At 38.4% G+C, this 26,507-nt stretch carries 23 protein-coding genes; 10 read left to right on the top strand and 13 right to left on the bottom strand.

Features of this window, described 5'->3' with window-relative positions; all coding sequences use genetic code 11:
* Nucleotides 1-18: 18 nt before the first annotated feature.
* Entirely contained in the window at nt 19-963 is a 945-nt protein-coding gene (locus H6607_07390; protein MCB9262182.1) for a hypothetical protein, read from the top strand.
* Between the two features lie 547 nt (nt 964-1,510).
* On the opposite strand, the gene H6607_07385 is transcribed toward H6607_07390, so the two are convergent.
* The 9 genes from H6607_07385 to H6607_07345 form a co-directional block, all read right to left on the bottom strand.
* Nucleotides 1,511-2,053, bottom strand: a complete 543-nt coding sequence (locus H6607_07385) for a hypothetical protein (GenBank protein ID MCB9262181.1) — start codon at nt 2,051-2,053, stop codon at nt 1,511-1,513.
* Between the two features lie 16 nt (nt 2,054-2,069).
* Nucleotides 2,070-3,044 (bottom strand): hypothetical protein, encoded by a 975-nt coding sequence (locus H6607_07380; GenBank protein ID MCB9262180.1) that lies wholly within the window; start codon nt 3,042-3,044, stop codon nt 2,070-2,072.
* Between the two features lie 84 nt (nt 3,045-3,128).
* Entirely contained in the window at nt 3,129-4,193 is a 1,065-nt protein-coding gene (locus H6607_07375) for a hypothetical protein (GenBank protein MCB9262179.1), read from the bottom strand.
* A 919-nt stretch (nt 4,194-5,112) separates the two neighbouring features.
* Nucleotides 5,113-5,595 carry a hypothetical protein gene (locus H6607_07370; protein MCB9262178.1) on the bottom strand — a complete coding sequence of 161 codons (483 nt, stop codon included), beginning with the start codon at nt 5,593-5,595 and terminating at the stop codon, nt 5,113-5,115.
* Nucleotides 5,592-5,960, bottom strand: a complete 369-nt coding sequence (locus H6607_07365) for a hypothetical protein (protein ID MCB9262177.1) — start codon at nt 5,958-5,960, stop codon at nt 5,592-5,594. Before H6607_07365 ends, H6607_07370 begins: the two co-directional genes overlap by 4 nt.
* Nucleotides 5,961-6,070: 110 nt before the next feature.
* Nucleotides 6,071-7,039, bottom strand: coding sequence for a MoxR family ATPase (locus H6607_07360; protein ID MCB9262176.1), 969 nt, complete (start codon nt 7,037-7,039; stop codon nt 6,071-6,073).
* A gap of 4 nt (nt 7,040-7,043) precedes the next feature.
* Nucleotides 7,044-8,402: a peptidylprolyl isomerase gene (locus H6607_07355; GenBank protein MCB9262175.1), complete on the bottom strand. Its 1,359-nt coding sequence runs from the start codon at nt 8,400-8,402 to the stop codon at nt 7,044-7,046.
* A complete protein-coding gene (locus H6607_07350; protein ID MCB9262174.1) occupies nt 8,399-9,253 on the bottom strand; it encodes a hypothetical protein in 855 nt (284 codons plus the stop codon). Before H6607_07350 ends, H6607_07355 begins: the two co-directional genes overlap by 4 nt.
* A gap of 7 nt (nt 9,254-9,260) precedes the next feature.
* The gene (locus H6607_07345; GenBank protein MCB9262173.1) at nt 9,261-11,225 is read right to left on the bottom strand and encodes a peptidyl-prolyl cis-trans isomerase; all 1,965 of its coding nucleotides are present in this window, start codon (nt 11,223-11,225) and stop codon (nt 9,261-9,263) included.
* A gap of 357 nt (nt 11,226-11,582) precedes the next feature.
* Here H6607_07345 and H6607_07340 point away from each other — a divergent pair, with 357 nt between their 5' ends.
* Nucleotides 11,583-13,064 carry an aldehyde dehydrogenase family protein gene (locus H6607_07340; GenBank protein MCB9262172.1) on the top strand — a complete coding sequence of 494 codons (1,482 nt, stop codon included), beginning with the start codon at nt 11,583-11,585 and terminating at the stop codon, nt 13,062-13,064.
* On the opposite strand, the gene H6607_07335 is transcribed toward H6607_07340, so the two are convergent.
* Nucleotides 13,061-14,152, bottom strand: coding sequence for an AI-2E family transporter (locus H6607_07335; GenBank protein ID MCB9262171.1), 1,092 nt, complete (start codon nt 14,150-14,152; stop codon nt 13,061-13,063). The genes H6607_07340 and H6607_07335 overlap by 4 nt on opposite strands.
* Nucleotides 14,153-14,264: 112 nt before the next feature.
* Between H6607_07335 and H6607_07330 the strand changes: the two genes are divergently transcribed.
* On the top strand, nt 14,265-15,383 hold the full coding sequence (locus H6607_07330; protein MCB9262170.1) for a saccharopine dehydrogenase NADP-binding domain-containing protein: 1,119 nt from the start codon (nt 14,265-14,267) through the stop codon (nt 15,381-15,383).
* A 21-nt stretch (nt 15,384-15,404) separates the two neighbouring features.
* On the opposite strand, the gene H6607_07325 is transcribed toward H6607_07330, so the two are convergent.
* A complete protein-coding gene (locus tag H6607_07325) occupies nt 15,405-15,896 on the bottom strand; it encodes a dihydrofolate reductase (protein ID MCB9262169.1) in 492 nt (163 codons plus the stop codon).
* A gap of 118 nt (nt 15,897-16,014) precedes the next feature.
* Here H6607_07325 and H6607_07320 point away from each other — a divergent pair, with 118 nt between their 5' ends.
* On the top strand, nt 16,015-16,992 hold the full coding sequence (locus H6607_07320) for a pyruvate dehydrogenase complex E1 component subunit beta (protein MCB9262168.1): 978 nt from the start codon (nt 16,015-16,017) through the stop codon (nt 16,990-16,992).
* Between the two features lie 88 nt (nt 16,993-17,080).
* Nucleotides 17,081-17,998: a hypothetical protein gene (locus H6607_07315; GenBank protein MCB9262167.1), complete on the top strand. Its 918-nt coding sequence runs from the start codon at nt 17,081-17,083 to the stop codon at nt 17,996-17,998.
* A 26-nt stretch (nt 17,999-18,024) separates the two neighbouring features.
* On the opposite strand, the gene H6607_07310 is transcribed toward H6607_07315, so the two are convergent.
* A complete protein-coding gene (locus tag H6607_07310) occupies nt 18,025-18,747 on the bottom strand; it encodes a geranylgeranylglyceryl/heptaprenylglyceryl phosphate synthase (protein MCB9262166.1) in 723 nt (240 codons plus the stop codon).
* A gap of 364 nt (nt 18,748-19,111) precedes the next feature.
* On the opposite strand from H6607_07310, the gene H6607_07305 reads away from it, so the two are divergent.
* Nucleotides 19,112-22,441, top strand: a complete 3,330-nt coding sequence (locus H6607_07305; protein MCB9262165.1) for a vitamin B12-dependent ribonucleotide reductase — start codon at nt 19,112-19,114, stop codon at nt 22,439-22,441.
* A 198-nt stretch (nt 22,442-22,639) separates the two neighbouring features.
* Nucleotides 22,640-22,798, top strand: a complete 159-nt coding sequence (locus tag H6607_07300; GenBank protein MCB9262164.1) for a hypothetical protein — start codon at nt 22,640-22,642, stop codon at nt 22,796-22,798.
* Between the two features lie 150 nt (nt 22,799-22,948).
* Here H6607_07300 and H6607_07295 read toward each other — a convergent pair whose 3' ends face one another.
* Nucleotides 22,949-23,332 carry an MGMT family protein gene (locus H6607_07295; protein MCB9262163.1) on the bottom strand — a complete coding sequence of 128 codons (384 nt, stop codon included), beginning with the start codon at nt 23,330-23,332 and terminating at the stop codon, nt 22,949-22,951.
* A gap of 48 nt (nt 23,333-23,380) precedes the next feature.
* On the opposite strand from H6607_07295, the gene H6607_07290 reads away from it, so the two are divergent.
* Genes H6607_07290 through H6607_07280 form a run of 3 tightly spaced genes read left to right on the top strand, consistent with a single transcriptional unit; the run spans nt 23,381 to nt 26,446 of the window.
* Nucleotides 23,381-24,802, top strand: a complete 1,422-nt coding sequence (locus tag H6607_07290) for a DUF5106 domain-containing protein (protein MCB9262162.1) — start codon at nt 23,381-23,383, stop codon at nt 24,800-24,802.
* A complete protein-coding gene (locus H6607_07285) occupies nt 24,802-26,211 on the top strand; it encodes a DUF5106 domain-containing protein (protein MCB9262161.1) in 1,410 nt (469 codons plus the stop codon). The genes H6607_07290 and H6607_07285 overlap by 1 nt, the downstream gene beginning before the upstream one ends.
* 4 nt (nt 26,212-26,215) lie before the next feature.
* The gene (locus H6607_07280; protein MCB9262160.1) at nt 26,216-26,446 is read left to right on the top strand and encodes a hypothetical protein; all 231 of its coding nucleotides are present in this window, start codon (nt 26,216-26,218) and stop codon (nt 26,444-26,446) included.
* Nucleotides 26,447-26,507 lie beyond the last annotated feature (61 nt).

The following is a 26,507-nucleotide window of genomic DNA, read 5'->3' as shown; positions in this document are numbered from 1 at the left end:
TAATTTAGCTGAACATTTATGATAAATCATGTTTCTATTCGGCCAACAAATGTGATACTTCAAATATCTTTATCCATTGTCCTATGGTGTGTTTTGGTCAGTGGCTCAGGGGGTGATGATAGTTTTATTTTTTGGTATGAAGAACCCGAAGCTCCTTTCGATATTGAGTATCCGATTATGTCGGAGCAACTTTCGAAAATCCAGTTAAATCATGTAAAGCGATTGGCAATTTCTTCCCCTTCTTCAAAAACGAAGGACTTTGCCAGAATTGTAACATTCGATACGGCAGGATTGATTATGAGCGAGGAATTGGTTTTTAGAAAAAAGAATGTCGTTAAGGAAATAAGGGAAAGAACCCAATGGTTTTATAATGAGCAAAACAAACTCGTAGCACGAAAGTATGAGGGTAATTTAAAAACTATCGATTCATTTTTCTATAATGCTGATGGCAGATTGGTGGGGTTTGTAAGTCGCGACTTACAACGACAGACTGTATTTGAGATAACACTTAAACAAATAACCGAGTCAGAAACCATTTTGCAGGTCGATAAATCTTTGATTACATATTATTTAAACAAGGAAAATCAACTTATCAAAAGGCAGTTGGCATACAGGACAGATTCATTAAGCGTTGACACCCTTTCCAACTCGGTAATTGTAAAACGTTGGTGGTTCAAGTGGGGAAGGGGTTCATATATAATGGGTAAAGAAAGTATCAATGAAAGTAATGTGCGTGAGACAGTTACGACTTATTGCTTTGAGAAACACAACCTAACAAAAAACATAGGTGCTAAAAAATCGACTACGTATTACGGTGATGACGGCAGGCTTATTTTTTTGATAACGGGTTTTGAAGGTAGTATTTGCCACTATTCATATAATGAATTTGGTTTAATGAAAATGGAGTCTTCGCATGAAGATGATAGACTGTTAAATTGGCTGTATGCCTATGAGTTTTGGTAGATGTGAGACTTTTTTTTAGATACTACCAAAAAAATTAATGTCAGTTTTTATACTATCCGAATCACTCGATAGCGGACACTGATTACAAATTTAAACTGGCGGGCAGGTTGTCCTTATTCAATAATGGGACAACCTGGAATCTTAGGTAATATTTATTCAGTCCCAATAGCCATCGGGATGAACTTGCGATCTTGTCGGGGAGTTTCCCCGAACCCCTGAATTAACATATAGGAACACCTTATTCTGTCAATACCCACCACGGCCAAGCCGTTCGTTCCCGAACCCTTTGTTTATGAAGTCCCGATAGCTATCGGGATGCCGTAATTTTTTGTTTTTATGTTTCGTTTTTTATCTTTTACCTTTTACCCCCATGTTAATTGCCGGATAACGAACACCTTATTCTGCTAATACATTCATCCCCGAACCCTTTGTTTATGCAGTCCCGATAGCTATCGGGATGCTTTCATTTCTTGTTTTTATGTTTTGTATTCTAATCCTGTACCCTCATGTTAATTGCCATGCAGTCCCGATAGCTATCGGGATGCTTTTATTTATTGTTCTTCTGTTTTGTTCTCCGCGGAAAATCATCTTCTACCCCCGTGCTATTTGCCACGGAGGAATTGCCAAGCAGAGAATCAATTTCTGGTGATAAATCAATACTAATTCCTTGACTCAACAAACATTTTATAAATTCCACCCTATCTATAGGAGTAACATTTATTTCGTTTTTTTCGGGAGACATCTTGCTAACTGGAACTAATTTGATTGACAATAAATTCTGCTTTGATTCTGTTCCGTATATTGCAATTCCCTTATTGTAATGGGAGATTGATATTATACTTCTCAATTTTGTAAATCTAACTGGTAAGATCCAAAAACGAACAATTAACCTTTCCTTATCAATGCTATAATTAATCCCAAGCCTACTAATAAGTATGCCTACGCTGAATGGCAAAAGGATAACAAATGCGATTAAAATATTACCTGGCGATAATTTTTCCCATTCTGTAATAATAAAAATGAAAAAACCAAATAACTGAAATATTACCGTAAAAATGATCCACTTTTGACGCTCCTTTTCGGAAGTCATCGCCTTAAACAGTCTTCTACCCTCCATCATCTTCGGTCTCGAGTAACTGAATTTCCTTGTCAAGAATCTCCAAAGTCTTATTTACGCCTATTAACGAAGTGTTTGCATTCTCCATTTCAATCTCACTATTTTTCTTTTCGTTATTTAAACTAGTAATATCACTTTGAAGGGTCGTCTTCTTCTTAGCAAGTTCATCCGTTAGCCCATATACTTCTATTTCGTACTCAAGTTTCTGTAATTCAGCATTTTTTTCACCAATCACTGATGACAAAAATGATATATTGTTAAACGAATTGAGGTATTGAGTAGTTAAATCAATTGATGAATTGATAAGAACAGTTCTCAATTCTTTTTTTTGAGCGAGAGATAACACTATAGATCGTGAATAGCTCCCTTGTGCTGAAAAGGATGCCCCAGGAGCCGCGGTAAAACCATACCCAAAGGTTTGACTATACCCCAAATATCCATTTGAATAAACAATGTTACTGCTTCCTACAAACCCCTCTCCATAATTTACACCAGCTGAACCACCCCAACCTATAGCATCATGGTAGTCATCCATCGTTAGAAAAATAGTGACATTTATTTGATAACTCACAGAGCCCATTGAACTTTCAAAACCCAAAGCACCACTACCAAATCCAGAGTACCTATCCGTTCCCGAAAAATCCATTGCAATACCTAGTTCACCAGTTACTGCAACCCCCAGACCTGTTGCGTTCCACTGTTTTGAAATTAAAACAACCTCTAGACCTTCCAATTCAATCCCATCAATGACCCTGTTTTCACTAAATGCGTAAGTGGAGTTATAGGCAAATTCCGCAGATAGAGGATCAACAGAAAAGAAACGTCCAATTCTTGGATCGTGCATTCTATACTTGTAATTCCAACTATTTGCCTCGCCTTTTATCTCAGGGTCGCCCTCTTGTCCTTGGAATCCAAACCTATACCCACCAACAGCAGCAGTGTAGCTGCGTTCTTTCATGGTCATCCCAAAGGGATAGTAATCAAAACGATATGACGAACTGGTTATCAATGTGTTATATGCGTTTTAAATTTCTTATTTTTTGTAAAATTAGGCAATTTTCGACAGTTTTTGTTGTAATTTTTGAAAGACTTCGTCCGTTTTTTCATCCAACAAACTTTGGCTGTATTTTACGTATTTGTAAAATTCTTGACTTCCGGGTGCGTGCCCACTTATTCTTCTTACAGATGATTCGTCCATACCCAAATGCAACATGGTAGTGATGGTCGTTCTTCGCATGGTGTGAGTAGTTATCAAATCACAGAATCGGTAATGCTCTCGCTTTTTTGCGTTTTTATATACCGTAACAGGACGGCCTTGAATCTCTCTTAGCTTTTCGTAGGTATGTGTCCACCCTGCAAGTTCGCCTAATTCTTTGATGTATTTGTTTAAATTGACATTGGCTAATCTTGGCAGAATGAAACTGCCTCTTCTGTTATTTCGGCGAATAATGTCGATGGCATATTCCGGTAGTTTTACCCGAGTGAAGGTTTGAGTCTTTTTACTGACCACTTTTAGGTAGGTATTGCCATTAAGGATTTCCAAATTGGTTCGTTTGAGAGCCATCAAATCGCTAAATCTAAGAGCCACCGTGCAGCCAAACACAAAAATATCCCGAACTCTTCTTAGCTTGGGGCTTAGCTTCTTATCAAACTCCTGATTGTTTATCAAATAGTTGAGTTGCTCAGGAGAGAGAACTATAATTTGAATATGCTCTTTGCACACATGGAAGTTTTTGAAAAACGGCCCGGTGTTTATGCCCTTTTCATCATTGAGCCAAGCAAAAACTGCTTTCAGCATTTTTATATTGGTTCCAACATAATTGTCGTAATGGCCTTTGCCATATAGATAGTTTGTAAATCGGTCGTAGAGCTTTTTGTAATATGCACGCTGCGATTGAAACTCCCGTGCATTCTTTCCGGATATCGGCTTTATGTTAAGTTCAAAGTTTTCCTCTACCGAAAATGACTCCAACAGTTTAAAAAGGTATTCATAGTTTTTTGCTGAATCTTTGGTAATTTTTTTACCACTGCTTTTGCCACGCTTGTTGCGTTTGGTGGCCGATATAAATTCTGAGACCAACGGTAACAAAGGATATGTTTTTTGATTCCCCATACTTACAACCGATACCGCATAATGATTTGCCCACTAAACACATCCTTTTTGTCGATGCCATATAGCCCCTCAATTCTACCGATTCCAAAACTAGTCTGCATCTGAATCTTCTTTAAAAAGGTAGTGTTTACGGAGTTAACCCAATTGTAACGGATTATCTAATTATTTGCGTGTCATAAAACCGTATATTGAAATTTTTGAACATTTCCATTCGATAGTTTTTGATAAATCGTGATATACCGAATAGAACCCTGCGACTCCGTAACTAACCTCATTACTGATGGTGAGCCATGAAAGTCATAGAACTTATCATCACCAGAATAATTGTTATAGTAATTAATTGCAGAATCCAAACTATATTCACGAGATTGAAAACAAATTGATTTTCGACAACTTGAATCAAACCCGTAATTAATTCGAACTGGGGCGAGCCTATAAGGGATTATATTTCCAATACTATCTTTTACCTCGAAAAGAAATGAATCAATTGTAAAAGATCTGTCAACCTGAAAGCTATTCTTTGAGGTAAGTTTTAAATCTATATACAAAACTATTTCATTCCCGATTAAAAGAGTATCATGGCACCTAATTGTTGAATCGACAACGGAAAATAATTGAACAATTTTGCGTGTTTTGTCTGCTTCAATTTTAGATTTATATGCAGAATGACAGGTGACAAAAAGCGATGAAACCAATACAAAACCTACAAGAATAGAACTTTTCATTACTTGCCTTATTAGTGATAAACAGGGATAACTTCTTTCATAGCTTATATATTTCCCCCATTTGTTAACACCCAAACATTTTTGGCTTAATTTGTTTGGTTTTTAAGATAGAATGAGGGAAATGAAAAGTTAAGGTTTTTTTTGTTTTATTGGTACGAGCTGCAAGCTCGGACCAGCGTGCGGTTAATTGCTTCCTATTTTTTGTCGCAACAACCTTTAATTTCCGCCAAATGGAACTCATTGAACAAGATTTGAATTAAAAGAACCAAGTTAATCTCTAATGGTTTATAATATTTAGAATTAAATATTGAAGGTATATATAACCGACTTCCCGTTTGATAATCTTCAAGTAATACTTGACAAGTGTATTTAACAAAAAAACTATCAGCAGTAGAAACATCTTTACCTACATTAGCCCAAGATTTTGAAAAAATACAATCTATTATGTTGGACACAAATTGAGTATCAGGGTTGTTGGCGTCTGAGAAAAGCATCATTGAACTTCTGTACACTGTATCAACGATACAAATTGTTGAATCCCTACTAAGTTCATAATAGCTGATATCAAAACTAAGGGATGTAAGCCGAATATGTCTAAGAGTATCCGTTTTTTGAGTTTGAGCAAATGATGGTAGGACACTTCCAAAAAGTATAAAAGCAAATATAAATCTTCTCATGGCAATTTTTTAGTTTTCTCTAGATCTCCTTCCGGAATGTTATGACCATCGTTCTCTCCATTCCCCGTTCTTTGAATTGGGCTCTTATCATTTATCTTTATATTTAGTATCCGATACATAATATTGCTTGCTTGTATTGACCGCAAATTGGAATTTTTTGGATCATCATCGCCGTGTCCAATCATTTCATGAGCTTGCAAAACCGCCCCGTCTCTGTGGCCAATTCTAGTTTTGGTAGCCTTTTCTACTCCGTCCTTGTCAACATATATTACACGAAAATTTGATATATCTAATTCTTCTTCTATAGGTTGATTAGTTTTTGCAATTACAGTAAGAGTATTTCCATCATCAAGAAGCGTTGTCACACCTCCGACATAGCTAAGTAAAATACCTTTTCTTCACCTCAGAAATCACTCCGTAGAGGACTCTGAGTAAGATCGAAGAATTGAAGTTATACGGAGACATATTTCATTTACTACATCAACCTCGAAACAATATCTTCTACCGAAATGCCTTCGGCTTCGGCTTTGTAGTTTTTAACAATTCGGTGCCGAAGAACGTAGTTGGCAATGGCCTTTACGTCTTCAATGTCGGGCGAATATTTGCCGTGCATCAAGGCGTGGCATTTTGCCCCCAAAACCAAATATTGGCTGGCTCTTGGGCCTGCTCCATAGCCTAAATATTGTTTGACAAAATCGCTGGCTCCCGCTTGGTTTGGTCGTGTTTTGCCTACTAATTTTACAGCATATTCCAACACATTGTCGGCAATGGGCACTTTTCTTACCAATTCCTGAAAAGCAATAATCTGGTTGGCATCTATTACTTTTTTTATGTCGGGAATGATGTTTCCGGTGGTGCGTTTTACAATTTCTATCTCGTCTTGCTCGCTTGGATAGTCGAGGGTAATGTTGAACATAAAACGGTCTAATTGGGCTTCGGGCAACGGGTATGTTCCTTCTTGCTCTATGGGGTTTTGGGTGGCAAGTACAAAAAACGGCTTAGGCAATTTGTGGTCAACACCCGAAACGGTCACCGTTTTTTCTTGCATGGCTTCCAACAATGCGGCTTGCGTTTTGGGTGGCGTACGGTTTATCTCGTCGGCCAATACAATGTTGGCAAACAATGGGCCTTTGGCAAATTTGAAATGTCTATTGTCGTCCAACACCTCAGAGCCAGTGATGTCTGATGGCATCAAATCGGGGGTAAACTGAATTCGGTTAAAACTCAAATCCAACACCTCGCTTATGGTGTTGATGAGCAGTGTTTTTGCCAAACCGGGCACCCCGATAAGCAAGCTGTGGCCGTTGCAAAAAATCGACATCAACACACCCTCCACCACGTGGTCCTGCCCTACAATGGCTTTGGATATTTCTTTTTTTAGTTTACCGGATATTTCTCTAAGGGCATCTGCCGCTTCTACATCGTTTTTATACGTTTCGCTCATGTTTCTAATTCTGTTGACTCTTATTTACCCACGATTTCGTCTCCGGACACACGAAGTATTTTTCATCTATCCAGATATACATTTCTTTTCTAAATTCTTTTACCCAGCTTTCAAGGGCATCTTGTTTCTTTTTCTCTTCGGCATAGAGCGATATTTTTTGGTAATCCTGCTCTATGTTGGCAATATGCGGTGGGTTTTCTGTTTTTAAATAAACAATTCTATACAGATTGGTTCCGTCATATTGCGGAACTACTAATGGAGTTGAAATCTGTCCTGCTTTCATGGTAGAGATGTTTCGGGCTATTTCGGTTTCCAAAAATTCAAGACCAATTAAGCTACTTCCCACGTTGGGGTCGGTAAAAAAACCGCAATTGCCTTTGGTTTGCTCATCTTCGCTATACTTAATCACTGCATCGCACCAGCTTATTTTACCGGCCTCTATGTCGCTGCGTATTTGACGCAAATTGTCAGTAACTTTGGCATTATCTGCCGTTAAAATTTCGGGTCGTATCAATATGTGGCGGGCATTTGCTATATCGCCCCGCCGTTCTATTAGTTGAATAATATGATAGCCGTATGCCGTTTTTATAACCGGAGAAATGGAGTCTTTTTTGAGTTTAAACACGGCCGCTTCAAATTCGGGTACCATTTGTCCTCGTTTAAAATCACCAAGGTTTCCGCAGTCGTTTTTAGAGCCGTCATCTTTAGAATAAATGGCAGCAGCAATACAAAAATCGGTTTTGCCCAACAACAATTCCGAGCGAATACGTTCGGCAGTTTTTTTGGCATAATTCTCGGCAAACTCGCTTGCTTTGGGTATCATTACCAACTGGGCTACTTCTACTTCTGCACCAAATTCGGGCAAACTGTCTTTGGGTATATCTTCATAAAATTTGCGAACATCAGTTGGCGTTACCTTTACGTCTTTTAGCAGAGTGTTTCGGGCTTCATCAATCAACATTTCTTCTTTCATTTTTTTTCGCATCTCGGCCTTGTATTCCACCAAACTCATTTGCAAATATTTTTCAAGCTCGCGTTCGCCTCCGGCTTGTTGTGCAAAATAGTTTATACGTCGTTCAATTTCATATTCCACCCGCTCGTCAGGCACCACAATGCTGTCTAACTCTGCTTTATACAATAGAAGTTTTTGGGTAAGCAATTGATGAAAAAGTTCGCAACGCAAGTCACCTTCATAATCGGTGTATTGATCTTTTAATTGCTGATACGATTTTTCTAAATCAGATTTTAGGATGATGCTTTCTCCAACTTTGGCAATAATTTCATCCAATATTTCATTTTGCTGAGCACGTGCTGTACCGGCAAAGGCACATAGAATCAACAATACTTTTATTATTTTACTCAAAACGTCTTTATTTTATTTTCGGTGTATGCCTTGTTTACGATTTCGTCTTCTATTTGTTTCAAAATCTCAATTTTTCTTTTGTGAAGCAAAATATTCTTTATCCGAGCTTTTTCAAACTCTAACGGCGAAATACTATTTTTAATCTTAAAGTCTAAAATTTCTACAAAATAAGTCAAGCCTTCGTGTCTTTGCTGAATATATCGATTGTTTGACAAAAAACTCTCTTGATTGTAGGTAACAATTGGAACTTCTTTCAGCACGTCATCAAAACTTAACCAAAGCGTGTCGTTATAAAAGTGGTTGCCTCCGATGGTTTTGTTAACGCGTTCTACTATTTTAAGATTTTCTTCTCCTCCTTCCACAAATTTTTGCCAAAGCAAATTCAGTTTGTCATAATTATTGGGAATGCTGAAAAACCTGAGTCGAACGATGTTTTCTTTTAACTGGAAGTTGCGAGAATTTTTTTCGTAATAGGCTGCAATGGCCTCATCGGTAACTATTGTGTCTAACTTTTGTGAAAGCCACTTTTCTTGTAGCTCAAATATCAGAAGGTCGTTATAATATTGGGACACCAAAGCCGATTTGTCCTGTTCTTGTTTGGTAAGAATTTGGCTGGCCTCATGCAACAATATTTTTTCTTTTATCCAAGTGTTTACAAAATTTGAATAAACCAAAGCACTGTCATTGGCATTAAATCTGCCTTTAAGCAGTGAGTCTGCATCTGATTTGTATAATTTAAAGTCGAAAACCGAGGCCAAAAGCTCTTTTTTCTCCAAATTGAGCAATGTGGTTTTTTTGCACGAAATTAATCCGGCAATGGTAAACCCAATTATGAAGACGTTGGATTTCAAAAAAGGATTAATTTTTTAAATTACTGAAAAGTTTTTCCAATGCACCATCAAACACATGAACAGCATATTTTGCCTTTAGCTCATTAACCCAAGCTTGTTCCAAAACTTCTTGATACTCACTGGTAACGGGACCCAACGTTTCTTTCAATTCTTTTGGTCTTGAAGGCATTATGCTGTCTATTTCTACAAAAGTGATGTGTTTTGTTTCTTTGTCTTTTAATTTATGTTGTGGTGTATGCCAGTCTAATTGGTCAATTTTTTCATTCTGACCTTTTTCATAAGTCTTATAAATAATGTTTAGAGCTAAGGCATCCTTTTTGTTGATGGCCGCAAGTATGGAGGCATCGGTAGAGTCTTGGTCTCGCATTCTGGACACCTGTTTTGCTATCTTTTTGTTCATGCAGTCATATTGTTTTGTTACCACCCGATCTTTCCAAACATATTTATCTCTGTGGTTGTCAAAATAATTTTTTAATCCTACCGTATCTTCAGAAGCTCGAGTCCATATTTTCTCATTTTTCAATTCAAAAATCAAAATACCTTCTCTGTATTCCTGCATTAGGTATTTGAAGTCATCGAATTTTGTTTCTAAAATAGATTCTTCGTATTGCAAATTTTGGTTATCTACATATTGTCCCAATCGTTGTTTTGCAAAGCTGACAACATCCTGATTAGAGGTATGTGGCATGTTGTGCATCACATAATCGGTGAAGTCATGAAAGGTGTAGTTTCTTTCTGCAATAGAAAACAATACGTCTTCTGATTTTTGTGCATCGGTGGGTTCCCAATTGTGCATCATGTCGCCGTCTTTTAGCATAGCAACATATTTATCCCAATTTACCTTGTTCAATTCGTAGTGGTTTTCTCTTTTTATACGATTCAGGACAGCTTCTTTATTGAGTTCACTTCTCGAGTCACGACTAATTCTGTATTTTATGGTTTCTTTTACATCTTTAAATTCAGGTAATGGTTTTTGCTCGATGCGTTTAATAATGTGCCATCCTAAATCGGTTTTCACTGGTTCAGAAAACTGCCCATCTTTCAGGCTGTATGCAACTTCTCTAAACTCATCAGGAATGCCTCTTCCAATACTTTTTACAACGTTTAATTCGCCTCCTTTGTCGCGGGTTTGATAATCTTCACTAAATTCTTTGGCCAATACTTCAAACTTGTCGCCTTTTTTTAGTCGCTCGTATATTGCATCAATTCGGGGTTTGTTTTTATCATATTCAGTATCGTTGTTCACGGCAATTAGAATATGGGCTACTTTCAAATCACCGCGAGCTTTTCTTTTGTCAGTAACCTTAACAATGTGATAGCCAAACTGTGTTCTAAATGGTTTGCTAATATCGCCAACTGCCGTCGAATATGCCGCAGTTTCAAACGGATAAACCATGTTAAAAGCACTGAAATATCCGAGTTTACCCCCTTGTTCTCTGCAATGGGGGTCGTTGCTGCTATCACGGTTTACCTCCTCAAATGTCAGTTTCCCGGCTTTAATCAGGTTATACCAATTCATGATTCTGTTGTAGGCTTCTAAGGTGTCTTTTGGAGTTGGGTCGCCTTTAAACGCAATCATCATATTGCTGGCCTCCACCTCGTATTGCATTCTTTCATAACCTTCACTGATAAGTCTTTCCGTAACGCTTTTATCTGTCAAATACGGTTGAGCAAGTTGTTTTCTATATCCTGCTAATTCTTTGATATAGTCAGCATTGGTGTCCATGCCCAATGCATACGCTTCCTTAATTTGCAGCTTAAAATTGATGTAGCGATCCATGTAATCTTGAAGCTCGTCAATGCTCGGTTTTGTTTCAGACGGAGTTCTATTTTTGCTAAAAACCCGCTCAAACTCGGCTCCCCAAATCGTATCTTGGTCCACTGCAAAAACCGGCGGGCCACCTTTTTGAGCTAACGCATTAAAACCAATGGTTATGAAAAACAATAAAACGCTATTTTTTAGTATCTTCATTTTTTTGTGTTATCGAGATTAATGATTTAAAAACCTGCGAATTTAGAAATTATAACAACTCTTTGCAGATAGAAATTTAAGAGATATGTCAAGATAAACGGGATGTTCGTCCGCATTTTTGGATTTAATAGGTGTATGACGTTAAAATTCATGCAAAACGTGGCCTCCAGATATTGACTTATTGGGTGCTTTTTTAGTTCCATCTGAGCTAAAATAGCGTTCAAACCAAAACAAATCTAAAATCATGGCTGAACTAAATTTTGAGAATATTATTTTTGATGATTGGTATAGAAAAAGGTCAGCGTGAAAATTACAAAGGTTTTAGAGCATTTTGGTATAAAGGCAATCAATGAAAGCATGAGTACGGGTAGGTTGTGGGTTACCCCTTTGGGGTCAGAAACACATGGAGTCATTTCGCCAATTGATGGAAAAAAAATGGCATCGGTGGTTTATGCTACTCAAACCGAATACGATCATGTGGTAAAAGTGGCAGGGGAAGCTTTTTTGAAATGGAAAGAAATTCCGGCTCCAAAACGAGGTGATATTGTTCGAAAATTTGGTAACAAATTGCGGTTGCGTAAACGCGAATTGGCTTATATCGTTTGTTACGAAACAGGCAAAAGTCTTCAAGAAGCGTTAGGGGAGGTTCAAGAAATGATTGATATAGCCGATTTTGCCGTAGGTCTTTCACGCCAGCTATACGGTTTAACCATACAAAGCGAAAGAGCCAATCATCGAATGATGGAACAATGGCATCCATTGGGCATTGTTGGTGTTATATCGGCCTTTAATTTTCCTGTTGCTGTATGGAGCTGGAATGCTCTACTGGCCGCTATCTGCGGTGATGTAGTAATTTGGAAACCTTCCGAAAAAGCTCCGTTATCGGCCATTGCCGTTCAGCAAGTTATTCGCGAAGTATTAATTGAAAATGATCTACCTGAAGGTATTTTCAATCTAATTATTGGTGATTATCGAATGGGGGAAATGATGGCTAAAGATGCTAAAATTCCACTAATATCGGCCACCGGAAGCACCAAAATGGGTAAACGTATTGGACAAATTGTCGGAACCCGTTTAGGCAGGTCATTATTAGAATTGGGGGGAAACAATGCAATTATTGTTAGCAATAAAGCCAATTTGCAAAATGCGGTAAGGGCGGTTTTTTTTGGAGCTATTGGAACCGCGGGTCAGCGATGCACCACTACCAGAAGGTTAATTGTGCATGCCGATGTCTATGACCAGTTCAAAAAAATGTTGACCGATGCATATAGTTCTTTAAAAATAGGTGATCCAACTTTGGAAGAAAACCACGTTGGGCCTTTGATTGACAAGGCGGCGGTAAAAATGTTTACTTCGGCTATTGCGGATGTAGAGAATCAAGGTGGACACATCATTTTTGGTGGGCAGGTATTGAAAGGAAAAGAATTTGCATCTGGTTGCTATGTTACACCCTGCATTGCCGAGGCTCATAATCATTTCGAAATTGTACAGAAAGAAACATTTGCTCCAATACTCTATCTGATGAAATATAGGAGATTGGAGGAAGCTATTGCAATGCAAAATCATGCAAAACAAGGCCTTAGCTCGGCCATTTTTACCGATAGCCTTCAGGAAGCTGAGTATTTTTTGAGTCATACGGGGTCTGATTGCGGCATAGCCAATGTAAATATTGGAACAAGTGGTGCCGAAATTGGCGGAGCGTTTGGCGGTGAAAAAGAAACCGGAGGCGGCAGAGAGTCAGGTTCGGATGCATGGAAAAACTACATGCGACGACAAACAAATACAGTCAATTATGGCAACGAAATGCCTTTAGCTCAAGGCATTAAGTTTAATATTTAGAGGTCTTTAGTTAGGCCCTGTACCACTTTGTAGCCTTGAAAAAACTCTTTGGCCACAATACGTAAAAACGTGTAGGCAGGCACTGCCAAAATCATTCCAACCACTCCGGCTATCATGCCGGCTACCATTATTACCACAAATATTTCTAACGGATGTGCTTTTACACTTTTTGAAAAAATCAGCGGTTGCAACACAAAGTTATCAACCAATTGAGCGGTGCTGAATACCATAAGTACTTTTAAGATAAGCGGGCCAACAGAAGGATTAATGTCTCCGTTAAATTGGGTCAACAAGGTTAATGCCACTCCAAAAGTTGCCCCAATAATGGGACCGAGGTAAGGTATAATATTAATAATGCCCGCTGCAAACCCAATCAATAAAGCATTGTCAACACCCACTATTTTTAGTCCAATGGTTACAATGGCCGTGATAATACTTATCTGAATGGCAACACCTATAAAATATCGGGTCAACAAATCTTTCGTGTCTTCAATAATGTTGTGCACCTTAGTTAAATATTTATCCGGGGTCAATGTGTCGATAATATTGTTGACTATTTGTCGATCTTTCAACAAAAAGAAAGTGATAAAAAGCACCGACATAAAGCCAATCAGCAAACTACCCAAACCGGATAAAATCCCCTGAAATAAATCGCTCAAATGCGAAAAGTTGGTGTATTGCACAATTTGGTTTCTAATTTCATCGCGGTTCACGCCATTAATGTTCATGCTTTTAAACCAATTTTCGATACGCACGATGGGTTGGTTAAATTCTTGCAATAAAGCATCAACATCCAAACCCACAATTATCTCTACCTGTTTTGATAAAATGGGAATCAAAAATTCAAAAAACATGACCAAAACAACTAAATAAACAATAAGAACCACCAGTGCACTAAACCAACTGGGAATTTTTCTCCCTTTAATATCCAACTTGTCAAAAAGCCGCATCAGTGGTCGGCCCATTAAGGTTAAAACGATAGAAATAGCAAAATAAATTACCACGCTTTTTACCTGCCACAAAAACCATCCTAAAAAAACCAGCCCAAGGACACCAAGAATAAACCTGAATATTTGTTTCGAATTCATGAACGCAGCGAAGGTAATCTTTTTTAGATGGCCTGCTGTAAGAGTGAAAAAGTGGTTGACATATTTTGGTAGTATGCACCTCAAACTTATCATTATAAATATACATTTGCGTATGCAAGCAACAATTTTTATCGCTGGATCTGGAGGTATGGGTAGATGTGCCGCATTGCTGCTAACACATAATTCGGCCATGAATTGTCAAATTTTTTTAGGTGATGCATCCGACTATCAGTTGATATCGGCTAAAAATTGGTTAGAAAGTTGCCAACTCGATGTCTCAAATATCCAATATACAAATATGAATGAGGTGTATGAGGATGTCCTAATGAAGTGTGATGTTTTGTTGGATTGCTTACCCGGAAATTTTGCTCCGCAAATGGCAAGATTGGCAGTTAAACATAATTTGCATTATGCAAACCTTACCGAATACGTAAAAGAAACTGCCGAAATAGTTGAATTGGCCAAAAATGCCTCTACAGGATTTGTTTTGCAAACTGGGCTCGCTCCGGGCTATGTTAATGTGTTGGCACACAAGCTATATCAAGATTTTATGCGGGATAACCCCAATAGCAAAGCAGACAGAATGCAAATGAAGGTTGGTGCTTTATCAAAGCATGCCCAGTCTCCATCGCACTATGCTTTTACATGGAGTCCGATTGGGGTGGCCACAGAGTATGTGAAAGATGCCATTGTGGTAAAAAATTATAATCGCATTTTGGTTCCGGCACTTTCGGGGCGAGGTTTAATAACCATTGATGGTGTGGTTTATGAAGACAATTATACATCAGGTGGGGCAGCCAATTTGCCAAGTCATTTTGAAAAATTGATAAAAGATATTGACTATAAAACACTTCGCTATCCTGGTCATTATCAATGGGTGGAAGATACGCTGAAAAATATACCCATAAGCGACGACAGAGCCAAGAAATTGTTCGACATAATGCTTGAAACCATTGCGGTGGTGGAGGATGATGTGGTAATTATGTATGCAGCCGTTTCTGGCAAAGACAAAAACGGGTTTTTATCCAATTATGAAAAATCACTACGAATAAAACCAATCATTATTGGCGGTTTAACTATTCGAGCAATACAAGCCACAACTGCTTCTTCGCTTTGCCAAATGGCCTATTATTTGGTAAAAAACAAGCCAAAAGGTGTGATTTTGCAAACAGATATTGATGTAAACGAATTCTTGGACGGTTCGTATGTGAAGGCCGTTTATGAAAATTAATTTCAGAAATTGAAGCAAGATTTAGCTTCGTTCGTAAATACAATAGCGAAAAGCAAAATCGTTTTCTGGAGATTGCTCAAAATGTTGCTCACTTACTTTTTTCCATTCTTCCCAATTGATTTTCGGGAAAAAAGTATCCGCACCCTCCACCGACACCTCTACATGAGATATGTGCAACATATCAGCATTATCAAGGCTTTGGCGATAAATTTCTCCGCCACCAATAACAAAAATTTCATTTTCTGATTTTCTAAAATAATCAAATGCTTTGTTAAGACTGTCAAAAACCTGCACTTTCTCTGGGGCATAATCTTTTTTTCGGGTTATTACCACATTGGTTCTGTTTGGAAGTGGCCGACCTATAGATTCGAAACTCTTTCTGCCCATGATAATTACGTGGTTCAAAGTGGTTTTTTTAAACAATTGCAAATCATCTTTTATGTGCCACAAAAGTTTATTGTCCTTGCCAATGGCATCATTTTTGGCTACCGCGGCAATAATAGAAATTTTCATGAGGCAAAAATAGCAGCTTCCAAACGTTAAGCGATAGCGAAAGTAAAGGTTGTTGTCTTATGTAATTTGCCAAACTAAGAAAACTAAACACTAAATTTGCCGCTCATTTTTGAAGCAAATGAGAGAAATTCAATTCAGAGAAGCCCTGCGAGAAGCATTGTCAGAAGAAATGCGAAGAGATGAGCGTGTCTTTTTGATGGGCGAAGAAGTGGCAGAATACAACGGAGCCTACAAAGTGAGTCAAGGTATGTTGGAAGAGTTTGGCGAAAAAAGGGTGATTGATACACCAATTGCTGAACTTGGTTTTGCGGGAATTGCGGTAGGGGCGGCAATGAATGGACTTCGACCGGTGGTGGAATTTATGACATTCAATTTTTCATTGGTTGCCATTGACCAAGTTATTAATTCGGCAGCAAAAATGAACTCAATGAGCGGTGGCCAGTTTACCTGCCCCATGGTTTTTAGAGGGCCAACGGGTAGTGCTGGACAATTGGGAGCACAACATTCTCAAAATTTTGAAAATTGGTATGCCAATACCCCGGGTTTGAAAGTGGTTGTTCCGTCAAACCCGTATGATGCTAAAGGTTTGCTAAAATCAGCCATTAGAGATAACGACCCTGTTATTTTTATGGAAAGCGAGCAAATGTATGGTTTGAAATGGCAAGTGCCGGAAGAAGAATATCTTTTGCCTTTGGGCAAAGCTCATGTTGTGAAAGAAGGCAGCGATGTTACCATTGTTTCTTTTGGAAAAATGATGCGGGTGTTGGAAGATGCCAATACCGCATTGACTGAACAAGGCATCAACGCCGAAATCATTGATTTAAGAACTGTTCGCCCATTGGATATTGAAACCATCATAAACAGTGTAAAGAAAACAAACCGTTTGGTGGTAGTAGAAGAGGCGTGGCCTTTGGCAAGTATTTCGTCAGAAATTGCCTATGCCATCCAGAAGTATGCATTCGATTATTTGGATGCCCCGGTAAGTCGCGTTACGAGCCGCGATGTGCCATTGCCTTACGCCCCAACTTTGGTAGAATCCTATTTGCCCAATGTAAAACGCGTTGTAGAGGCCGTAAATAGCGTTATTTATCGCTAATTACTTGAAAATCTCCAAAACCATACTATATTCGTATTAGTTTAGAAAGCGGCTTTGGCCGTTTGTAGCATTACTACTTATTTTTTTTATGATGAAAATTGCTCGTTCTTCGTTGGCATTTGCCTTGTTTTTGGCTATTTATCAAAATGTTTTCTCACAAATTACTTCTTACAAACGAAATGTTTTAGAAATTAAAATTGGCGTTGGTGGCACCACTTTTTTCGGTGATTTAGGTGGAAGTCAAGGTAAGGGAAAAGACGCATTTTTTGATTTAGACTTGGCAACTTTGGGAGCAAACAATAGTTATGGTCTAAAATGCAATATTAACAATCGCTTTGCTATTCGAACAGATTTTGGCCTTGCACGTGTTAGTGCATCCGATCAATACAGCGAAGATGAAAATAGAAGAAAACGAAATTTAAGTTTTCGCTCTAATATTCACGAGGTTTCTGTTACCGGGGAAATGGTTTTGGTCAATATGTCCCAATTTACCCGAAATAAAAGGGCCACGATAGAAGTATATTCATTTCTCGGACTTGGAGCCATACAGTTTAACCCACAGGCAGAATTAAACGGAGTGTGGTATGATTTACAACCGCTGAGTACAGAGGGGCAAGGACTCGAGCCAGGAAAGAGTACGTATAAATTAACCTCTTGGGTGGTGCCGTTTGGTGTTGGTTTTCGAAAAGATATCGGCAAACGAAATTATATTGGATTTGAGCTTTCTATGCGTAAAACATTTACAGATTATATAGATGATGTAAGTACAACGTATGCCGACAAAACGGTGTTGCAAAGTGCCAAAGGCGATATAGCCGTGCAGCTTAGCGACAGAAATTTAGGAGAACCCTATGAAGGTAGAGTACAACGCGGAAACCCAAACAACAACGACAACTATTCCTTTTTACAATTTACTTACAGCAGAAGCATAGGTCGCAAAAATGCAAGCTCAGGTTCGTTGTGGCAATCGTTGAGTCCCCATAAAGTGAGATGCCCAAAGTTTTGAATTGGGTGGGTGCAGATTATATGTTATTAAATCAACTCCAAAAATTCAGGATTTGATTCGAGCATATTACCGATTACCACAATATCTGCCCCGGCCTGCCATGCCGTTTTTATTCCTTCGGCTGTTCGTATGCCGCCGCCAACTACTATGGGCAGTGTGGTCAAATCTCTAACCGTTGAAATGACCTCTTGGGTTATCGGATTTTTTGCTCCGCTACCTGCATCCATATAAATAATGTGTTTTCCCAACTGTTCGCCTGCCAAGGCAGTAAGTGCGGCTAAACCCGGTTTATCAGCAGGGATGGGTGTTGTGCCCGATATGTAGGATACAGTGGTTTGATTGCCACCATCAATAAGAATGTACGCCGTTGAGATTATTTCTAAGTTGGATTGTTTTAAACGCAAAGCCGATTCAACATGTTTCCCAATCAAAAGTTCTGGGTTACGTCCGGACAGCAAGGCCAACAACAATATAGCATTGGCTTTGGGGTTGATTTGGTCTGGGCTACCCGGAAAAAGAATGCACGGCTTGTCTGTCAAAGATTTGATATGGGATAAAACTTCGTCAATGTTTCCTTTGGTTAATACGCTGCCTCCAACCAAAATCAAATCTATTTTGGGTAAATTGTGCGGAGCAAGAATTTTATTGAGATGGTTCAAATCTGCTTTATCGGGGTCTATCAGAATGGCCAACATTTTTTTACCATTCTTGATATTTTTCGACAAAATATTTTTGATATTATTTTCCATCCAGCTGCAAAGAAACTAAAATAATCTGCAACATGGTAGTTTTCAAAATATTACCTGTTTTTAAAAATTTTAATGGAAGAATATTTATCAAAATCAAGTTGTACAAAACTAATTTTAACCAAAAAATGCATCATTTCATTGGAAGTCAAAAGGTTAGGTAAGAGTGTCGAAATATGCACAAAAAATTAACGATTTGTTATCAACAGCGGTAAGTCACATTTTTCGTACAATGAAAAAATGGTGTGGAAAAGTGCAATCGTTTCGACAGATTTTATAGGCCTAATTTTGAGCAAAAACCCGTTAAAAATATTAGCGGCTGAAATTTACCCATTACATATTATATTATTATTTAGAAAACAAAGATATGAGCCTTAAAAAAGTAAGCAAAAAGGACAAAGGATTAAAATTTGAACGCTATTTCACTAAAGAGGGTATCCAAGCAGCGGATTTATTTGAATACGATATTAGAACATCAGTAATTCAAAATCCAAGTGGCGACACTGTTTTTAGAATGGATAACGTGGAAGTTCCGAAATCTTGGTCTCAAGTGGCCACTGATATTTTGGCTCAAAAATATTTTAGAAAGGCCGGTGTGCCTCAGGCCGATGGAAGTTTGGGGTCTGAAAACTCTATCAAACAGGTGGCTCATAGGTTGGCCGATTGTTGGAAAACGTGGGGAGAACAATACGATTATTTCAACTCAAAAAAAGATGCAGAAGTGTTTTATGATGAGTTGGTTTACAGCATCACGGCTCAGCATGCTGCACCCAATTCTCCACAATGGTTCAACACCGGATTGCACAATACGTATGGCATTACCGGAAAACCTCAAGGGCATTTCTATTGCGACCCGGAAAGCGGAAAGTTAAAAAAATCAACCTCGGCTTACGAAAGACCTCAACCACACGCTTGTTTTATTTTGTCCGTTAGCGATGATTTGGTTAATGATGGCGGCATCATGGATTTGTGGGTTAGAGAAGCACGTATATTCAAATATGGTTCGGGGGTAGGTACCAATTTTTCTGCCATTCGGGGTTCCGGCGAAAAACTAAGCGGAGGCGGAACATCAAGCGGTTTAATGTCGTTCTTGAAAATTGGAGATAGAGCAGCCGGAGCTATAAAATCTGGAGGAACAACCAGAAGAGCGGCCAAAATGGTAACACTCGATTTGGATCATCCAGAGATTATGGAATTCATCAACTGGAAAAAGGATGAAGAAAAGAAAGTTGCTGCTTTAATTGATGCAGGATATTCTTCGCACTATGAGGGCGAGGCTTACCAAACCGTTTCTGGTCAAAACTCTAATAATTCTGTTCGAATTCCGAATAAGTTTTTTCATGCTTTGCAAAATGGCGAAGATTGGGATTTGATAGCCAGAAGCACCGGTGAAGTTATGAGAAGCATTCCTGCCGAAAAAATTTGGGATGATATTTCATTTGCTGCTTGGGCTTGTGCCGATCCGGGAGTTCAGTTTGACTCAACTATAAACGAGTGGCACACATGCCCTCAAGGTGGTCAGATAAATGCTTCAAACCCATGCTCGGAATATATGTTTTTGGATAACACCGCCTGTAATTTGGCATCGTTAAACCTAAGACATTTTTTTAATGCCGATACACATACGTTTGATGTTGCGGGCATTGAATATGCCTCACGACTTTGGACGGTTGTGCTTGAAATTTCGGTATTGATGGCTCAATTTCCATCAAAAGAAGTTGCCGAATTGTCGTATGCCTATAGAACCTTGGGTCTTGGATATGCCAATCTTGGCTCTGTTTTAATGCTTTCAGGTATTCCTTACGATAGTCCGAAGGCTACCGCCATTTGTGGAGCCATTACCTCAATAATGACCGGAACAGCTTATGCAACATCGGCAGAAATGGCAAAATATTTGGGTGCTTTTAAAGAATACGATAAAAATAAAGAAGATATGTTGCGTGTAATGAGAAATCATAGATACGCAGCCTACAATGCCAGCGATTATGAAGGATTGAGTATTAAACCTGTGGGTATTGACCCCAAATATTGTCCAGAATATTTATTGACATCTGCCTGCAATATGTGGGATAAAGCAGTGATGGAAGGAGAGAAATACGGCTATAGAAATGCTCAAACCACTGTAATTGCTCCAACAGGAACCATTGGTTTGGTTATGGATTGCGACACAACCGGTATTGAACCCGATTTTGCTTTGGTTAAATTTAAAAAACTTAGTGGCGGCGGATACTTTAAAATAGTGAACCAATCTGTGCCAGGAGCATTGAAAACGTTGGGGTATGATGCAGAACAAATAGTTGATATCGTTAATTATGCAAAGGGACATGCCACCTTGGTAAACGCCCCCGAGATTAATCATACAACACTTGCCGCAAAAGGATTTAACGCCGCAGATTTAGCAGCTATAGAATCAGGTTTGGCAAGTGCTTTCGAAATCAATTTTGTTTTCAATCAATGGACTCTTGGAGAAGAAGCCATGACAAGATTGGGTTTCCAAAAAGAGGTATATGAAAAAGAAGGCTTCAGCCTTTTGAGGGCGTTAGGATTCAACAACAATCAAATTGCCGCTGCAAATGATTATGTATGTGGAACAATGACCGTTGAAGGAGCTCCACATCTTAAAGCCGAACACCTACCCGTGTTTGATTGTGCAAACCGATGTGGAAACATTGGCGAAAGATATATTCATGCACACGGCCACATTAGAATGATGGCCGCTGCCCAACCATTTATTTCTGGAGCAATTTCAAAAACAATTAATTTGCCGAACGAGGCTTCTCAAGATGATATCAAATCTTGCTATCAACTAAGCTGGGAACTTGGGTTGAAAGCAAATGCACTTTATAGAGATGGTTGTAAATTGTCTCAACCTTTGAGCAACAAATCGGATAGCAAAACCGAAGAAGTTTCTGCCGATGAAAAAATTATAGAAGTATTGGGAGAGAAAGCAGAGCTTTCTTTGGAAGACATAACGCCCGATATGGTATTGGAGGCCGCAAGAAAAATAATTGATGAAAGCCACGATACTATTTTCCAAATGCAGCTTTCTAACATTGTAGAGCGAAAAAAACTTCCAAACAAACGGGGTGGATTTACACAAAAAGCCAAAGTTGGTGGCCAAACATTGTTCATCAGAACAGGCGAATATAGCGATGGTAGATTAGGCGAAATATTTGTGGATATGCACAAAGAGGGAGCAACCTTCCGTTCGTTGATGAACTGTTTCTCTATTGCAGTTTCTATTGGTTTGCAATATGGTGTGCCATTGCGTGAGTTTGTAGATAAATTTACTTTTACAAAATTTGAACCTGCGGGCTATGTAGAGGGTCATGACAACATTAAAAATGCCACATCAATCATAGATTTTATTTTCAGATTGCTTGGCTTTGAATATTTGCACAGAAATGATTTGGTTCAAGTTCCACCCACTAATATCAGTGTTTCTGACCATACAAAAGCCCAGTCTTCTCCAACAAATCACAAAGTAAAAACAGTGATGGTTGAAGAAGTGGCAGCCAGCAAATCTATAGAGATGAATCACGAGCATGGCAGTGTTGGTGGAGGAAATGCAACGGACATTCATCTTAAATCTATGCAGAGCGATGCTCCGGCATGCAACGAATGCGGACACCTGACGGTTAGAAGTGGTACTTGTTATAAGTGCTTGAACTGCGGAAATTCATTGGGATGTAGCTAAGACAATAAAAGTTTTTTGACTAAACCCGTTCAACAAAGTTGAACGGGTTTTTTTGTGTTTTTTTTTAAACCAAAACCCACCTAACGTTTGGATATTTAAGCATTGGGGCAAACCTAAAGCGGTATTTTTTTTCTTTATTTAGGTAAAAAAAAATATGAATATTGTTCATGCAATAGAGAAAGAACTATACATTTGTATATGAGTCATGGCATAAAACCTGCTCGGATTTGGCTAAATAATCAATTCTATTTGGCTTCTATTATGGCCGCCAATAGGGGTGGAAATAATAAAGTAAAGGATTCCTCAAACAAATATGAAAAGCAAAAAACCACACGGCTCAGGCTCGTTTTAGAGTAGGGAAATGGATGAGGGTAAAAATTGCTTCTGATAGGATTTTTGTCTGACAAGTTGTCCAATTAAAGCCTTCCATTCCATATTAAATAGCACACTATATACTATGCGACTATAAATAGTGGATTGAGCTCCTTCTGGGAAGAAGGAGTTTTTTTATAGACTTAATGTTTCCATCGGATTCCAAAAAACCTTTTCAAAATCCTGAACTGCGTCGTTTTTAATTTTTAGACCTTCTTTTTCTAAGAGTATTTGCATTTCGTTTTGAGACCCAAAATGAGCCTTTCCTGTCAGCATTCCTTTTCGGTTCACAACTCGATGAGCCGGTATGAAGTCAGATTTACTACCAACGTTATTTATAGCCCAGCCCACCATTCTGCTCGATTTGGCCGCTCCCAAATAGTTGGCAATAGCACCATAAGTGGTCACTCTACCCTCAGGTATTAGTTTGACAACCTCGTGTACCAATTCAAAAAAATTGGGAAAATTATCATCGCAAAGCAACGTTTTAGTATCAGGCACAGTCTTTGATAGCGACATAACGTTTTCGAAATCTTATTTTTGTCAAAATTGAATAATTTGCAATTTATGAAGTTTTTAAAATCATTTATCGTTCTGCTGCTTGCAATTTCCGGAACCGCGAGTGCTCAATATAGTATTTCTTTCAAAGTAAAGGGATTAAAAGAAGGAGACTCTTGTATTTTGGCCTATTATTATGCCGACCAGAACAAAGTTGTGGACACGGCGGCGGTAAAAAATGGAAAGGTAACATACAAGGGTGACAAGAAATTGGACAATGGTGTCTATATAATTGTTCTACCAAAACGATCCTACATTGAGTTTTTAGTGCCTAAAGACGACCAAGAGTTTGAAATTCAATTTGATACTTCGCTGGCTATTGCCGGAAAATCAGCAGTTGGCTCTTTAGATAATCAGTTGTTTTTCGACTTTGATAAGTTTGCTTCTGAGCAAAGTAAACCAAAAGCAACATTAATTGAAGAATATAAGAAATGTGCTGATGATGGCTGCAAAGATGCCATTAGAGCCAAAGTAGAGGCAATAGACGAGGTAATAGACAAAAGAAGATTGGAGTTGATAAACCAAAACCCGCAAACTTTTGTGGCAAAACTTTTTAAGGCCGTTATGGATGTAGAAATACCTGAATCTATAAAATCGAATGAGGATTTGGCGTTTGAGTATATGCAAAAGCATTATTGGGACAATATCGATTTGACCGATGATGGAATGCTTAGAACTCCTTTATTTAAAAGAAAACTGGAAAACTACATAACCAAAATGTTCGACCAAAATCCGGATTCGTTGATTCCTGTTATCGATGATTTATGCTCACGAATGGAAAAAGGCGGGGCTAAAGAAATGTATAAATACACCGTTTGGTGGATAACAAATCATCATGAAGAGTCGAAAATTATGTGCATGGACAAAGTGTTGCACCACATGGCACAAGATTACTACTGTGCCGGAAAATGCTTTTGGGCAGATTCTTCTTTAGTAGCCAAAATGTGTGAGCACGCGGTAAAAATTGGTAAAACGCGTTGTGGAGATATAGCCCCCAATATGCAATTGTATGACACTACCTATTTTAGAATGGTGGAGATGCACAAAATCCAGTCAAAAATAACGGTTGTAGTTTTTTGGGATCATCAATGCGGACACTGCAAGAAAGAGATTCCTAAATTGAAGGAAATGTACGACACCATGAAAAAACGAGGAGTAGAGGTATATGCAGTCTATACTCAGGCTGATGTAGATGGTTGGAAAAAGTATATTAAGGACAATGGATTAAGCTGGATAAACGTGGTGGATGCCCACAACAATGCTACTTACAGAGCGGATTATAACATTATCAGTACACCACAGGTATATATTTTAAACGAACACAAAGTGATTGAATTTAAAAATCCGCCTGCCGAAAACGTTGGAAAAATTCTTGAATACATGCTCAAAGAATATGATGAGAACAATAGTCCCGTTAAGAACGAACCTTGATGAAAACGCTAAAGTTAATTCTAATTTTTCTTATAGGATTCGGCTTTTCTGCAAAGGCACAATATAATCTTGTTTTTAAAGTGGATGGTTTACATCCTGGCGATTCTTGCATTTTGGCACATTATTATGCCGATCAAAACAAAATAGTTGATACCGCAGCGGTACAAAAGGATGGCAAACTGCATTTCAAAGGCTCTGGCCCGTTGTTGCATGGTGTGTATATTTTAGTTTTTCCAAAAAGAAACTATATAGAGTTTATTGTTCCAAAAGATGACCAGCAGTTTGAAATTGCCTGCGATACAGCCTCAACGCCTCAATCAAAAAAGGCCATTGGCTCGTTAGAAAACGAAGTATTTTTTGGTTTCGACAAATTTGCAATAGAGCCTGGGCTAAGAAAAAAGGAACTTATTGAGAAATATAAAAAATGTACGAGTGAAGCCTGCAAAGATAGCCTTAGGCCCATGCTGCGTGCCATTGATATGGAAGTGCATAATGAAAAGAAACGAATTATTGATCAATATCCGAACACGTTTGTTGCAAAACTGTATAAGGCTTTGATGGAAATAGAAATTCCGGAAGAATTGGGTGATGATGAATGGAAAAGGTATGAATATTATAGAGAACATTATTGGGATAACTTTGATTTGACTGATGATGGGATGATGCGAACGCCTATATACAATGGGAAATTAGAATATTATTTCACCAAAATTTTCGCACAATCGCCCGATTCGTTAATACCTTATATCGACAACTATTGCGAGATATTGGAAAAAAATAATTGCAAAGAAACCTATAAATATGCCATTTGGTGGTTGGTAAGTCACTACGAAAAACAGGAGGTTATTTGTTTGGATGGAGTGGTTTATCACATGGCACAAAAATATTATTGTGCCGGAAAAAGCTATTGGGCAGACTCTTCTACCACAAAAAGAATGTGTGAATACGTTCAAAAAAACGCACTGATACAATGTGGCAAAGTAGCTCCAAATATGACTTTACCGGATACCTCTCTCAGCCGAATGTACTCCTTGCATCGGTTGCAATATCCGGTTACGGTAGTGGTTTTTTGGCAGCCCAATTGCGGTCACTGTAAAAAAGAAGTGCCTATTTTGAAAGAAATGTATGATACGCTCCATACGAAAGGGGTAGAAATATTTGCTGTAATGACCCAAAATGAATTAGACGATTGGAGAGCGTTTATCCGTAACAATAAATTGGAATGGATAAATGTGTTGGGAGCTGTGGAAGGGGCAACATTCAGAGAGGATTACAACCAAAAGAAAACGCCCGAGATTTACATTTTAGACGAGAAGAAACGAATTATTTTCAAAAATCCACCAGCTGAAAATGTTGGGCATCTGGTGCAAGGTCTTTTGGATGAATATTATAAAAACCACAAACCCTAAATTGATGGAAAAATCTGCACATTACCGTTTGACGTTTGTGATTGTTGGTCTTTTGTTTTTTCTTTCTTGTAAAGATAAGGCTACATCCGATTGTATTGACGAATCAAAAATTTCAGATGGTCCTTGCACTAAAGAATACAATCCTGTTTGTGGATGCGATGGCAAAACCTATGGCAACCCGTGCGAGGCGGACAGAGCAGGTGTTATCTCTTACTCGGAAGGAGCCTGTAAATAATCACTTAAATTTTCAGATTAAATTTGTCCGATATATTACTAAAAATCGTTGCAATTTAACT

It is taken from the genome of Flavobacteriales bacterium (genome assembly GCA_020635395.1).
Classification (GTDB): Bacteria; Bacteroidota; Bacteroidia; order NS11-12g; family UBA9320; genus UBA987.
This window is presented reverse-complemented; position numbering and strand designations above follow the sequence as displayed.